Here is a 13,780-nt window from a genome sequence, read left to right as displayed (position 1 = left end):
GAAGGGGAAAGTCTCGAAGGTAGTGGTGGGGGTGTAGCGGGGGTCGTTGCCTTTCCCAAGCCATGTGCACAAGCCCAGAGACCAAAGTTCGTGGAAGCGGGAATGCAGGATGCCGAAGGTGGTGTCGTCGGAACGGGCGATAACATCCAGAAGGTTCATCGCCAGTGTGGGGGCGCTACGCCAAGCAAAAATCCTGTGCTTTGAAACTATTGGCGTCACGATATATCTAGGTAGACCCTCAATGGCTCGACGCATATCCGGGCGAGGCCGTTCGAAGAGCCACCAGTTCTCGCGTGTTCGGGCATTGCGATCCTTTTCACGCTCAGGCTTTACGTGTTCAAGCACATGTTGAAAAGGCACTTCATATTGCATGGCCTGATTTTGGGAGAGACCTGTGAAGTCAATAATCCATGTGTCGGAAGAGTTTCTGACAACATCGGTTGCGTTGATCCACGGAAACACAACATTGCTATTTGGCAGGCCGTTTGGATTGCCGCCTTGCTTGAGAAGGTTTCTGGCCAGTTCTCCAGGAATATCAAAACTTCCGTATTTTTTGATTCCTTCAAAGCAGGTTCCAGTGTTTTCCTTGAGCCGTTGAGTTTGTGTGAGATCAAGACCATCGGCACCAGCGGTCAGATCCGCATGGATTCTTCCAGATGGCTGACCGTCGAGGGCGGCTCCCTCGCTATTTCCAAAGCACACCAGAGACACCCGCACCGCCGCGCCGTTGTTGATCCAGGCTTCATCGCTCCAGGCTTCGAAGATGGGTACGGTGGCGACGATGCGCTCCAGCACCCGGCGCGAGGCGCCGCCGCGAATCGAGTTGGTGGCGACCAGCCCGACGCGCTGCGTCTTGCCCGCTTCGATCTGCGCGCGGGCCTTCTCGAACCAGTAGGTGACGAAATCGGCGCCACCGGGGACGCGGCCGTCGTACTGTTTGCGCAGGGCACGGGTGTATTCGTCGCCCAGCTCGGCGCGCATCTTCTTGTCGCCGAGAAAGGGTGGGTTGCCGACGATGGCATCGGCATCAGGCCATTCCGGTTCGAAGGCGGCGACGAGCATGCTGTCCCGCTCTTTTTCCGCGTCCTCGATCGCCACGCCCTCGTAGTGAGCTAACAGCACGGCATCGCGGTTCTCGATGTGGTCGAGCGGCCGCAGGATCGGGTCGCGGCGCACAGGATAGCCGTGCGTCAGCATCCACTGGATTTCGCCGATCCACACGGTGACGCGGGCGAGCTCAGCGGCGTAGGGATTGAGTTCGATGCCGAGCACGTTGGCCGGGCTGGTTTCGATCACCAGCTCGCGGTGCAGACCGAGGGATTCGGCTTCGAGGTTGGCACGGTGTTCCAAGTCTTTAAGAGTTTTCAGCGCCAAGTAGAGGAAGTTGCCGCTGCCGCAGGCGGGATCGAGCACACGGTAGCCCTTGAGCTGCTGGATAAAGTGGATAAAGGCGGCCTGCGCGTCGTCGCGTGCGGTCTTGCTACCCTTGCCGCCCTGATTGTGCTTTTCCAGCAGCGCGGCGATCTGCATTTTGACGGCCTGCCATTCGGCCAACAAGGGCGCCTCGATCACAGGTCGGATCAACTTGAGGATGGTGGCGGGGTCGGTGTAGTGCGCGCCGAGCTGGCTGCGCATGTCTGGGTTGAGGCCGCGCTCGAACAGGGTGCCGAGGATGGCGGGCTCGATCTCGCCCCAGCCCATGCGCGCGGCGTCGAGCAGCTGCACCACGTCTTCGGTGGTGAGCGGCGGCACCTCGATCTGCTCGAACAGGCCGCCGTTGAAATACGGAATGGTTTCCAGCGCGAAATCGCCGCCACGGCGCATGGCGATGAACAATTCGGTGAGCCGGGACTGGGCTTTTGCACCGTCTGGGTTGGACTTGTCCAGCACCGTCTCGAACAGTTTTTCCGGCAGCAGGCGGGCGTCTTCGGCAAACATGCAGAATACGCACTGGATGAGGAAATGCGCAGTCTGCAACGGCGTGCGGCCTTGGGCATTGAGACGTTCGGCCAGCTGGCCCATCTTGCGTGCGGCGTCTTCGGTGACGGCGTAGGTGGTGCGCTGCGGCTTGAAACGCTCGGGCGCCTCGAACAGCCAGCGCAGCTTTTGCAGACTCTGTGGCTGGCCGATATCCTCCAGCGTGATGCTGTGAACTTCGGACGGGGTGCCGGTAAAGTGAGTGTGGATTTCAATACGGCTGCGGTCGGATACCACCAGCAGCGGCGGGTTGTCGAGCGCGAGGGCGTAGGTCATCAATTGCTTCAACGCAACGCCGAGGTCTTTGCCCGGCGCCTTGCTTTCCCAGGCGAAAAAGCCGCGCTTCCATACATCAGCCCAACCATGGCCAGCGCCGGTACGGGTTGCGCCTCGCTCGAAGCAGTAGTTGTCTGAATCATCGGGTTTGGCAACGCCCAGGAGATCGCACAGATCCAGAAAGAAGGATTGAGCGCCAGCTTTTTCAGAGAGGGGGTTGCCGTGCCATTTGGCAATGAAGGCTTGTGGTGTCATGGCGCGATGCTACCAAACCAGGTGAAAAGTTGTCGGTATGATGGTTAAGCCAAAGAAGAAGCCTTCGCTAGATATGCTTGGCTAGCGAATGTCCGATGTCGGTGAGATGTGCGGCTCAGAAACGGCCGTGTAACCGACCGTTATGGCGAGGACAGCCGATGCCGGGTACTCGGCCTTATGTGGAGCTCCACATAAGGCCGAGTACCAGACCCACACGGCGGACGTCGTAACGATTCGTACCTGGCCAATTATTTCCTGACAGAGCAACCCGAACTTGCCCTGTCTGTCAGGTCAAGTCTGAATTTCTACAATTTATACTGTCAGCGTGGGAAATTCCATTGGAACAAGTATCGGGTTTTCGGCTTGTCCAAGTATCTCTAGCGCACACCAATTATGCTCTGAACCCGCGCTCATGCCGTAAAGCCTGAGCCGCCGCCACCATATTTGACAGCGCGGCTTCGGTCTCGGGCCAGCCACGCGTTTTCAGGCCACAGTCGGGATTGACCCACAGATTTGAAGGTGGAATGACCTGTGCAGCTTTTTCCAGCAAGCGGGTCATTTCCGCCTCGGACGGCACACGCGGACTGTGGATATCGTAGACGCCCGGACCAATTTCGTTGGGATAGTTGAACTCGCCAAAGCCGCTTAACAGCTCCATGTCAGAGCGGCTGGTTTCGATCGTGATGACGTCGGCGTCCATGGCCGCGATCGCGGGCAGGATGTCGTTGAATTCCGAATAGCACATGTGGGTATGGATCTGAGTGGCGTCAGCCACACCGGACGCGCTGATGCGGAACGCGCGGCTCGCCCAGTCTAAATAAGCCGGCCAGTCCGCGTTCCTGAGCGGAAGGCCCTCGCGGTAGGCAGGTTCGTCGATCTGGATGATGCCGATGCCGGCAGCTTCGAGGTCATTCACTTCGTCGCGGATCGCCAGCGCGATCTGCAGGGCAGTCGTTGAACGCGGCTGGTCGTCTCGCACGAAGGACCATTGCAGCATCGTCACCGGGCCGGTCAGCATGCCCTTCATCGGCCTGCCGGTCAGCGACTGCGCGTAGCGCGTCCAGCCCACCGTCATCGGCCGTGGGCGCGACACATCACCGTAGATGATCGGCGGTTTCACGCAGCGGCTGCCGTAGGACTGTACCCAGCCATTTTGCGAAAACGCGTAACCCTGCAATTGCTCGCCGAAGTATTCGACCATGTCATTGCGCTCGGCTTCGCCGTGCACCAGAACATCGAGCCCCAGGGCTTCCTGTTTTTCGACGGCATGCTGAATTTCCCGCTGCATCGCAGTGGTGTAATCGGCCTCGCTGATTTCACCTTTCTTGAAACGCGCGCGGGCACTGCGTATCTCAATCGTCTGTGGGAAAGAGCCGATGGTCGTGGTCGGGAAGGGGGGCAGCCTGAAACGCCCACGTTGCGCAGTCTGGCGTAGCGCGAACGGCTGATTGCGCGTGTCGTGCGTCGCGGTGAGCGCGGCCAGTCGCTCGCCGACCACCGCATCATGCACCCGGCCTGAGGTTCGTCGCGCGGCCAGCGCCCGTTCATTGGCGGTCAGTTCCACAGCCACAGCCTGGCGGCCGGCATTGAATGCGGTTTTGAGAATGGTCAGTGCGGTGATTTTTTCGTCGGCGAACGCAAGCCAGTTTTTGAGCTCCGGATCGAGCCGGGTTTCGCCCGCCAGGCTCATCGGCACATGCAGCAGCGAACAGGAGGGCGCAAGCCACAGCCGGTCGCCCAGGCGATGATGCAGGCCCTCAAAGCGCTTAAATACTGCGGAAAGATCGGTCTTCCAGATGTTGCGGCCGTCGATCACGCCCACCGAAAGTATTTTGGTGATGGGCAGCCAGTCGATCGCCTGCGCCAGTTCGGCGCCACCGCGCACGCAATCGACATGCACCCCGGCCACGGGCAGCTTCATCGCCACCAGCAAGTTCTCGCGCAGCGGCCCGAAATAGCTGGCGAGCATCAGCTTCACGCCGGCGGCATTCAGATGGTGATAAGCGCGTTCAAAAGCGGTGCGCCAGTCGGCGCTTAAATCCAGCGCCAGAATCGGCTCGTCGATCTGCACCCACTCCACGCCTTGCGCTTTCAGACGCGCCAGGATCGTTCCATAGACCGGCATCAGGCGGTCGAGCAGGTCGAGGCGGTTGAAGCCTGCGGTTTTTTCCTTGGCCAGATGCAGGAAGGTGAGCGGGCCGATCAGCACGGGCTTGGCATTGAAGCCCGCTGTCTGCGCTTCGGCCACTTCGTCGAACAGCCATTCCGCGCCCAGCGAAAACTGCGTATCGGGCTTCAGCTCGGGGACGAGATAGTGATAGTTGGTGTCGAACCATTTAGTCATTTCCATCGCATGGCATGCGGCATTGCCGCGCGCCAGCTGGAAATATTCGGACAGGCTGAGTTTGCCTCCGAAGCCGAAGCGCGCCGGTGCGCAGCCCAGGAGCGCGATGTGGTTCAGCATCTGGTCGTAAAACGCGAAGTCCCCCACGGTGACGAAATCCAGCCCGGCCGCATGTTGCCGTTGCCAGTTGGCCTGGCGGATACCGCTCGCCACCGCTTTCAGCGAGGCCTCATCGATTTCGCCGCGCCAGAACGACTCCTGTGCAAATTTCAGTTCCCGGTTCGGTCCGATGCGCGGAACGCCCAATACGTGTGCCAGTGCCATGCGTGTGCTCCCAATGAATGATGGACGCCATGATGCCGATGCCGGTAACATGAAACAAACGAATATTTCTCATCCAATACATGAGCCAATCTCATATCGAACTACGCCATCTGCGGCTGCTGCAGGCCGTCGCTGAATCGGGCGGACTGACTGCCGCCGCTGAGCGCCTGCATCTCACGCAGTCGGCGGTGTCGCATCAACTGAAGGCGCTGGAAGACTCGCTGGGATTGCCGCTGGTCGAGCGCGCCGCACGACCTCTTGGTCTTACAGCCGCCGGACGCCGGCTGCTGACGCTGGCACGCACGGCCCTGCCGCAGGTCAACGCGGCGCTGCGCGATCTGGCCAAGCTGAAGGACGGCGACGCGGGTGAGTTGCGCATCGCGGTGGAGTGCCACACCTGTTATGACTGGCTGATGCCGGCGATGGACAGCTACCGCGACGTGTGGCCAGGGGTGGAACTCGATCTGCTGGGCGGCTTTCAGGCCGACCCGGTCGGTTTGCTCCTGGACCAGCAGGCCGATCTGGTCATCACCTCGGAAAGCGCGCCGCGCGCTGGGGTGGTCTATGTGCCGCTATTCGGATTCGAGATGCTGGCGCTGCTGCCGCCCGGCCATCCGCTCGCCTCGAAAAAATGGCTCGCGCCCGCCGATTTCGCCCAACACACGCTCATTACCTATCCGGTACCGGAAGACCGTCTTGATTTGATCCGCCGCGTATTGGCTCCAGCTGGGGTGAAACCTCCGCGCCGCGAGGTGCAACTGACGGTCGCCATCCTGCAACTCGTTGCCAGCCGCCGTGGGCTGGCCGCATTGCCCGCGTGGGCGGTCGCGCAGTATCTGGAACGTGGTTACATCGTTGCCCGCCCCATTGGCAAACACGGTCTGTGGGCGGAACTCTATGCTGCTGTGCGCGAGACCGATGCGGCGCGTGCGTTTGTCGCCGACTTCATTGACACCGTAAAACGCGACAGCTTTGCACGCCTGCCCGGAATACGCGCTGACCTCGCTGCCCAAAATTGATTTGGCACGGCTCGTATCAGTGATCGCTGCCGGCGGCAATCTGTCGACTGTCCATCACATCATTAGATAACCCGAAACAGTGCAAGAAATCCGCGCAAGGTACTTGAAGTGGCAGTCAGGCCTGCCCGTTGCGCCCAAGAGCAAGCCCGGTAAATACCCCAGAAGCCCGCCATGAGCAGCTCAGCTCGATCTCGTTGACCGAAGCAAGGTTCGACTTCCGCCAGGATCGTTTGACGATGCCGTGACCTTGTTCCTGGGGTGGGACTTTGCGTGTAGCGTGACCATTCGCTTGGTAGCTACAAATGTATAGATCTGAGTCGTGCTGATACAGGCATGTCCCAGCAGCTTCTGGATAACCCGCAAGTCAGCGCCTGCGTCCAGCAGGTGGGTGGCAAATGCGTGCCGAATGCTGTGAGTACTGAGAGGCCTGACGATGCTGTTGTTCTCGGCATGCTTTTTCACGACCAGTCGAAGGGTGCCGGTGTTTAGTTTCTTGCCTCGCACCGAGAGGAAAACATAATTGCAGCGATAATCTCGCCTGAATGCGGGTCTCGATCTGCTGAGATACAGATCCAGCCAGAACGCGGCTTCTTCGCCGTATACAACAAGGCGCTCCTTGTTCCCTTTCCCACAAACGCGAATTACCCGGTTTCTGAAATCGATATCACCGACCTTGAGCCCTGACAGCTCCGCAGCACGTAAGCCGGTCGCATAGAGCAATTCGAGCAAGGCTTTGTCGCGCAGGCCCTGGTGAGAATTGAGGTCGGTAATATCGAGCAGCGATGCAACCTCATCCTGAGTCGGTGGATTCGGTAGCTTTTGCGGGATTTTGATCTTGCGAATCGACGCGGTTGGATCCTGCGATACCAAATCATTGGAAACTAGATATTGATAAAAGCGCCGTAGCGATGCGGTATAACGAGCCACACTTCGTGCGCTTATTTTTCTGTCCAGCAGGCTTGCCAGCCATTGGTCAATATCCTGGATCAACGCCTGTAGAAGGGTCTTTCCGTTTTGACTCGACAGCCATGAAGAAAAGCTTAGAAGATCGGCCCGATAGGCCGCGATAGTCGCGTCAGCCAAGCCATGAACAAGCCATAGCTCGTTGCAGAACTGCTCCACCGTGGCGGGCAGGCATTTAGAGGGTGCGGAACCCATGTGTTTTTCGCCTTTCTTGTTTTAATCCCTTCGGCTCCGCAACTGCAAGGGGGTAATTATTCAGCTTGTTATTTTTCCGCCACTCCCATGGCGGGATTCAAGTCAGACCACAGTTCATTCTTGAATCGAGTTCTGATCGCGCATCAATCTCGCGACCTTTATTATTTTCGTTCTTTTTATAATGGCACGCCAGTCCCAGCTTGATGAGCTGGTCGGTATGAGACTTCGTGCCTTATGACGTTCACCTTCAAGGGCCGTTGTCGCTTAGTCAATAGGGTGGGCTCTTTTGCCGACTTGCCTTCCTGCTTGTTCGGTCATTCCTGGTCTTGTGAATGTCCGAAATATGTATATAATTATCGGACAAGGAGCCAGTCATGCTCAATCCGACGCCAGTCATCAAATCGCAGGTGATGCAACGTATCAACCAGGCCCCGGCAGCCAAAGTGTGGACGCCGGTGGATTTTCTCGACCTGGGTAATCGCGACGCGGTGGATAAAACGCTCCAGCGCATGGTCGCCAGCAATGATCTGCGTCGAATCGATCGAGGATTGTATGACCAGGCCCGGATGAACGCCCTCACCGGGCAGCAAACCGTCCCCGATTATCGCAGCGTGATCGATGCCGTCGGTCGCCGCGACCAGGTGCGCGTATTGATTGACGGGATGACCGCCGCCAACGATCTGGGCCTGACCAATGCGGTGCCGGGGCAGGTCATCGTACATACGGATGGTCGGCTGCGACCGATCCAGTTGGGCAAATTAACCCTTCAGTTCAAGCTGACGGCGCCAAGCAAGCTCTACTGGGCGGACCGCCCAGCCATGCGAGTGGTGCAAGCCCTGTACTGGCTGCGCGATGGCCTGAAGGATGGTGCCCAGATCGATCAGGATGCAATTCAAGCCAAGCTCATTCGGCTACTGCAGGACTCCAACCAGGGACGCGCGATTCGTGATGACCTGCGATCCGGTTTACACACGGTGCCGTCGTGGATGCAACAGTGGATCCGCGATCTGCTTGCCCGGTCCGAACAGGCAAGTACCAAGGCCTCGCCGTGAACGCCGGCTTTCTTCGTATCATCGCCGCCTCTCCCGAGGATCGTCGCGGCCTGTTCCTGGCAACCGCCACCAGGCTCGGCACGCCGATCCAGAATGTGGAGAAGGATTTCTGGGTGTCCTGGGTGCTGGACCTGCTGTTCAACGGCAGCGACACCGGCGAGCCGCGCCTGCTCTTCAAGGGCGGGACATCGCTGTCCAAGGCCTACGGGCTGATCTCCCGGTTTTCTGAAGACATCGATATCACGGTGTTCCGGGAAGACATTGGCCAGGACATCCAGGTTGGCGACCTGGAAGGTCTCTCGGGCAAGCAGCAACGCCTCCTGCTGGAAGCCATCAAACAAGCCTGCCAGGCTTACATCCAGGGCACGCTCAAAGCGCGTTTGAACCGGCAGATCGAGGCAGCATTTCGCGAAGCGGGAGTATCGCTTGCAGAAGTCCCTGTCGTTCACGACCCTGACGACCCGGATCAACAGACACTGCTGGTACGTTACCCCTCAGTCAGCACGGGTGTCGACGAATATGTGAAGCCAACGGTCAAGATCGAAGCCGGAGCCAAGTCGGCTCTGGACCCGCACCGTTTCGCCACCATTCAACCCTATGTTGCCGACGACGTGCCGGCGGCCAATCTCGTCGTGCCGGACGTGGTCACCATCGATGCCGAGCGCACTTTCTGGGACAAGGTCGTGATCCTGCATGGCTTGCGCCGTTGGCATGACAACCGGGGTGTGTTACGCCAGCATGGCCATCGCGTATCAAGGCATTACTACGACATCTACAAACTGACTCGTTCTCCGGTAGGGCAACTGGCAGCCACGGATCATGCACTGGCTCTCGACTGTGCGCGTCACGCCCTGATGTTTTTCAACAGCGCGGACCTGGACCTGCTGCATGCCCGGCCCGGTTCATTTGCGATCACACCGACACCCGGGATGGTGGATGCGCTCAGGCGTGACTACCAGGCGATGACCGGGATGATTTTTGGTGAGGTGCCCGATTTTGCCGAGGTGCTTGATGCCACTCGGCAACTTGAGCAGGTGATCAACCAAGGGATCCCATGATCTGCGCGTGCACGATGTTCAGCGTTCGATCATCTGCCAGAGTCCAACAGAATTGGCATGGCCATTCAGCTGACCCTGTTGCCCGGTTGTGTTTCTATTTTCAGGCTGTCATCCAGTAACAGAAACAGCATCTCGTCGTCCGTCGACGTGTATATGCTGGTGGTTGCCACGCTGGCGTGTCCAAGCAGGCGCTGGATCATGTTGACCGGCATCGTCTCTGCGGAATGTGCGCCGCGCGTGTGTCTCAGCCAGTGCGTCGAAGCTTTCGCCATCTTTTTAGCATCGTCATGATGCCCCTGCGTGGCAAGCTCCGCAGCCGCTTCCCTGAAGAACACCTTCAAGGCCTTGTACAGCGTCGTGTGATCCAGGGTGCCCGTATCCTGCCCACGCCGCAGCCGGGTGATCATGGGAACGTCTCCAGGATTATCCAGTGGGTCGGCATTCATGCCCCGCCAGGCCAGGTAATCGCGTAATGCATCCATCACCATGCCGGGCATCGGAACTGCACGCCATTTGCCACCCTTACCGAGCACTTTCAGCATCCAGCGGACACCCAGGCCACGCTTGAGCGGGACCGAATAGAGTCTCCCCAAACGGGCATCCACCAGTTCGGTGAGCCGTAGCCCCGTGGCATAGGCGAAGGGGAGTACGAAGTGCAAGCGCCGGACGGATTCGTCCATAGGCTGCCTGTGCAGATATTCCATGAGAAATGCCCACTGGGTGCGTGTGAAGGCGTGCGTCAGTTCCAAATCAGGCGCGGTGGACACGCCCATCACCCGCTGTGGCGGCGGCACGCCGTCCCATGGATTGCTGTCGAGGTAACGCACTTTGGCAAGCCACTCGAACAGGGATTTGAGGATGGTGTGGGCCTGGATTTGGCTGCGCAGCGAGGCGGCTCCTTCGAATGGCCGCCAGTTGGCCGACCAGCGCGGTGTGCTGCGCTTTCCCAACCATTCAGCCTGGGGAAGGCGCCATGGCCATGCCGCGGGCAATGTCCGGCCGAGCCCGCCCAGCCAATCCCGGTAAGCAATGGCATCCTCGATCGACAGCGACGACAGGGCGCATCCGCGCTCCATCACTGACCAGATCAGGAGGCGCTCTGCCTCGCGGCGATAGGCGCGCTCGGTATGCGGGTTCGACGCGCGCGCTTTCAGCCAGGCCTGGATCGCCTGATAGTCATTTTCAGCGGCGATGCGGCTGCGGCCGAGGCTTCGGTTCTCGCCAAGTGAGCCATCCAGCTCCGCCGGCGTCGAGAACGACTCCAGCGGCATGATGGCGGTGGCCGAGGGCCGGGTCAGTGCGATCGGCGACAGCGACCGCAGTGGGGCGAGCCCCTGCGGCGCCATCACACCCAGACTGCCTTCGTGGGTGGCAAGCCAGGTCACCAGTCGGCGCGCACCTTTTTCGCCGAGGCGGGGCACGGACACCCACCAGCGGTAGCCCTGGGTGCGGACGCGCCGATGGAGCGCCTCGATGGTGTGAATGTCAGCGAGGATGAGTCTGGCGGCAAGACGATCCTCGAACCAGGCGGCAACCGGGTCCTGCGGCTGCGGGTCGGTGGCAAGGAGCTCCTCCACCCACACCAGCGCGGCCAGTTGGCGCTCGACCAGACGGGCGTAGCGTCTCGCGCGGCGGTCGATGCTCTGCGGATAGGCCTCGACATACATCGCGGCCAGTTCCTTCTCTGAATAGAAGTGATCGGGGTCGTGTGCTTCGCGGAAGGTTTCGAGCGAGGGGAGGGCGGTCGTCGACCGTACTGCCTCGGGCAGGGTGCCGAGCGGTAGGCGCAGCAGCCTGGCCAGCGCATGGCGGCCATTCCGGCGGGCGGCCATCGTCAGAGTTTGCTGGATCCAGGCCAGCGTGGAACGGGCCACGCGCTGATCGAGGCCGGATTCGAGATACCGATCCGCTGCGACCTTGAGGTCGAGTCCCTGCAGCCAGCCGCGGTAGAAGGCGAGGTGGTGACGCCCGATTTTGCGAGTGGATTCCATGGCTAACGGGCTGAAATCAAGGGGAAACAAGTAATATAGGTCATAGATCCCTGAGTTGAATCACAAAATCAGTATTCTTGATAATTAACCTTATCATGAACTGCATATGCTTTGACGCTATTTGGCTCTTGCGTGTTCTGATCGAAACGCGCCCCCATATTGATTGCTATTGCTGGCTTTTGACTGTTTGCCTACCAGGCCACGAATACCTGAACGCTGGTAGCATCAAATCTTCTCAACCAACCCAAGGGACTTTCATGAATAAGACTGAATTGATCGAAGCCACGGCAGCCGAAGCAGACATCAGCAAGGCTGCTGCCGGAAGAGCGCTGGATGCCATTCTCGGCGCCGTCGTCAAAGCGGTAGCTAATGGTAATTCTGTAACCCTCATTGGGTTTGGCGCGTTCAAGTCTTCCAAGCGTGCTGCCCGTACCGGACGCAATCCGCAAACAGGCAAGGAACTGAAGATCGCTGCCACGACTGTGCCGCGTTTTACGGCTGGCGCTGGTTTCAAGGCTGCCGTTGCGGGTAAGAAAGTTGCAAAAAAGAAGTGATGTGACATGTGCGGGCGTGGCGCTGTCCTTGTAGGCCGCGTCCGCATTCAAACAGTAAGCTGGTGTCATGTGATGTATCACATATGTTGTGCACTGGATGTTGAGCTGCAATAGGTTGTCCTTTGCTTCGAAGCCTTGCGCAGTACATTGCCTCTGTTTGTCGTCGAACGCGTCATTTGGTGCTATTTACGTAACCCCACTACTGGGTGCGAGGCCATCGTGTGTGGCGTGGTGAACGTCGAGGGGCGAGTTATTCCGGCGTCAACATGCGCAGGCGCTTTCGTTTTCCGGAGCATGGGAATGGCATTGACCAACCGGATCGCGCCGATGCGGGGACTATTCTTCCCGGCCTGTAGTATGTCGACAGCGTGGTCAAGCTCGACGACGGCCTGATTCTCATCCACGACCTGGACCGCTTCACTTTCGCTGGGCAAAGCGGAAGCGCTCGATCGGGCGACGGTGGCGGCTGGTAGATGCGGCTGACGCTGCCCGATTCCCAGCATTCCGCTTGGACGAGCTGCCGGCTGTCCACATCGGCCTGCATTTCCAGAAGTGCGCTTGCTTAACCGAATCGGTGCAGGCTCTGGTACAGCAGCACGCCGGCGTAGTCGCCAGTGAAGGGTCGGCCGCTGCGGTTGGCGCCGTGCATGCCGGGCGCGAGGCCGACGATCAGCAGATCGGGTGCGGGGTCGCCGAAGGCGGGCACCGGACGGGCATGGTAATCGGGGTGGCGGACGCGCACCGCTTCCAGAAAAGCGGCAAGGCGTGGACAGGCGCGGCAGTCGAGGTCGAAGGGCATCGGAAGAAATGAAAAACGCCCCACAGCGGGGGCGTTCATTGTACGCGTGACGCGAATCAGCTTTCGATCGGGCCCGCTGCGGTCTGCATGTAGTTCTGCTCGCCCATGCGCTTGACCAGATCGAGCTGGGTTTCGAGGTAGTCGATGTGTTCTTCGGTGTCGGACTGGATGCCGGTGAGAATTTCGCGCGAGGCATAATCCTTGACCGCCTCGCAGTGCGCGATGGCTTCGACATACAGCGCGCGGCCGGTGAGTTCGAGCTTGAGATCGCAGCCCAGGCACTCGACCACGTTCTCGCCGATCATCAGCTTGTTCAGGTCCTGCAGGTTGGGCAGGCCTTCCAGGAAGAGAATGCGCTCGATCAGCTTGTCGGCGTGTTTCATCTCCTCGATGGATTCCTCATATTCGTGCTTGCCCAGCGCATTCAGCCCCCAGTTCTTGTACATGCGGGCATGCAGGAAATACTGGTTGATGGCGGTGAGTTCCACCGTCAGGGCCTTGTTCAGATACTGGATGACTTTTTTGTCGCCTTTCATGGGGCTCTCCTGTTGTGTGAAGTCACCCGCGAGCGGCGACTTGAAGACGGGGATAAAGGACGGTGCAGGTATTACTTGGCATTGTAGGAATGGCGGCCGACAAGGCAAGCCCGGGCGAAGGACAAAACAGGGGGTCAGGCCGCTGCCAGTCCTGGGCAGAGGGCTTCTTCGCTGCGCACCTCGTTCACGGCTTCGCGCAGCACTTCCTTGGCGCAGCGGCCGCATTTGCCGCACTGGGTGGCGACCCCCAGTTCCCGGCTCAATTCGCGCATGGTGCACACACCTTCGGTGCGCACCAGCCGACGAATATCGGTATCGGTGACACTGTGGCAAAGACAGACGTACATGTGAATCCTCCTGCAATGGATCAATTACGCTCCAGTTTATTCAAATGATAATGATTGTCAATAACATTTGGAGTGGGTCCCCCGATCCGA

The 13,780-nt window shown here is 59.3% G+C and carries 10 protein-coding genes and 1 pseudogene; 4 read left to right on the top strand and 7 right to left on the bottom strand.

Annotation, left to right across the window (positions count from 1 at the left end):
* Both Q0L94_RS15855 and metE read right to left on the bottom strand, forming a co-directional pair.
* Positions 1-2,508: DNA methyltransferase (locus tag Q0L94_RS15855; protein WP_296755124.1), on the bottom strand; the 2,508-nt coding region annotated here is incomplete at its 3' end.
* Positions 2,509-2,899: 391 nt separating this feature from the next.
* The gene (metE, locus tag Q0L94_RS15850) at positions 2,900-5,176 is read right to left on the bottom strand and encodes a 5-methyltetrahydropteroyltriglutamate--homocysteine S-methyltransferase (protein ID WP_296755121.1); all 2,277 of its coding nucleotides are present in this window, start codon (positions 5,174-5,176) and stop codon (positions 2,900-2,902) included.
* Positions 5,177-5,256: 80 nt separating this feature from the next.
* On the opposite strand from metE, the gene Q0L94_RS15845 reads away from it, so the two are divergent.
* On the top strand, positions 5,257-6,195 hold the full coding sequence (locus Q0L94_RS15845; protein WP_296755119.1) for a LysR family transcriptional regulator: 939 nt from the start codon (positions 5,257-5,259) through the stop codon (positions 6,193-6,195).
* A 180-nt stretch (positions 6,196-6,375) separates the two neighbouring features.
* Here the strand turns inward: Q0L94_RS15845 and Q0L94_RS15840 are convergent, their stop codons facing one another.
* Positions 6,376-7,353: a tyrosine recombinase gene (locus tag Q0L94_RS15840; RefSeq protein WP_296755116.1), complete on the bottom strand. Its 978-nt coding sequence runs from the start codon at positions 7,351-7,353 to the stop codon at positions 6,376-6,378.
* A 374-nt stretch (positions 7,354-7,727) separates the two neighbouring features.
* Between Q0L94_RS15840 and Q0L94_RS15835 the strand changes: the two genes are divergently transcribed.
* Together Q0L94_RS15835 and Q0L94_RS15830 are read left to right on the top strand one after the other, a co-directional pair.
* Positions 7,728-8,405, top strand: coding sequence for a DUF6088 family protein (locus Q0L94_RS15835; protein ID WP_296755114.1), 678 nt, complete (start codon positions 7,728-7,730; stop codon positions 8,403-8,405).
* On the top strand, positions 8,402-9,463 hold the full coding sequence (locus Q0L94_RS15830) for a nucleotidyl transferase AbiEii/AbiGii toxin family protein (RefSeq protein WP_296755111.1): 1,062 nt from the start codon (positions 8,402-8,404) through the stop codon (positions 9,461-9,463). Before Q0L94_RS15835 ends, Q0L94_RS15830 begins: the two co-directional genes overlap by 4 nt.
* 65 nt (positions 9,464-9,528) lie before the next feature.
* Here Q0L94_RS15830 and Q0L94_RS15825 read toward each other — a convergent pair whose 3' ends face one another.
* A complete protein-coding gene (locus Q0L94_RS15825) occupies positions 9,529-11,454 on the bottom strand; it encodes a phage integrase family protein (protein WP_296755110.1) in 1,926 nt (641 codons plus the stop codon).
* Positions 11,455-11,711: 257 nt separating this feature from the next.
* On the opposite strand from Q0L94_RS15825, the gene Q0L94_RS15820 reads away from it, so the two are divergent.
* On the top strand, positions 11,712-12,008 hold the full coding sequence (locus Q0L94_RS15820) for an HU family DNA-binding protein (RefSeq protein WP_296755107.1): 297 nt from the start codon (positions 11,712-11,714) through the stop codon (positions 12,006-12,008).
* Positions 12,009-12,573: 565 nt separating this feature from the next.
* Here Q0L94_RS15820 and Q0L94_RS15815 read toward each other — a convergent pair.
* The 3 genes and pseudogenes from Q0L94_RS15815 to Q0L94_RS15805 form a co-directional block, all read right to left on the bottom strand.
* Positions 12,574-12,807: pseudogene (locus tag Q0L94_RS15815) on the bottom strand (uracil-DNA glycosylase family protein); the annotation flags it as partial.
* A gap of 56 nt (positions 12,808-12,863) precedes the next feature.
* Positions 12,864-13,343: a bacterioferritin gene (gene bfr, locus Q0L94_RS15810; protein WP_296755105.1), complete on the bottom strand. Its 480-nt coding sequence runs from the start codon at positions 13,341-13,343 to the stop codon at positions 12,864-12,866.
* 134 nt (positions 13,344-13,477) lie between these two features.
* On the bottom strand, positions 13,478-13,690 hold the full coding sequence (locus tag Q0L94_RS15805) for a bacterioferritin-associated ferredoxin (protein WP_296755102.1): 213 nt from the start codon (positions 13,688-13,690) through the stop codon (positions 13,478-13,480).
* Positions 13,691-13,780 lie beyond the last annotated feature (90 nt).

Source organism: Thiobacillus sp. (assembly GCF_024708915.1).
The sequence above is the reverse complement of the archived record's forward strand: the minus strand, read 5'-3'. Positions and strand labels throughout refer to the sequence as shown.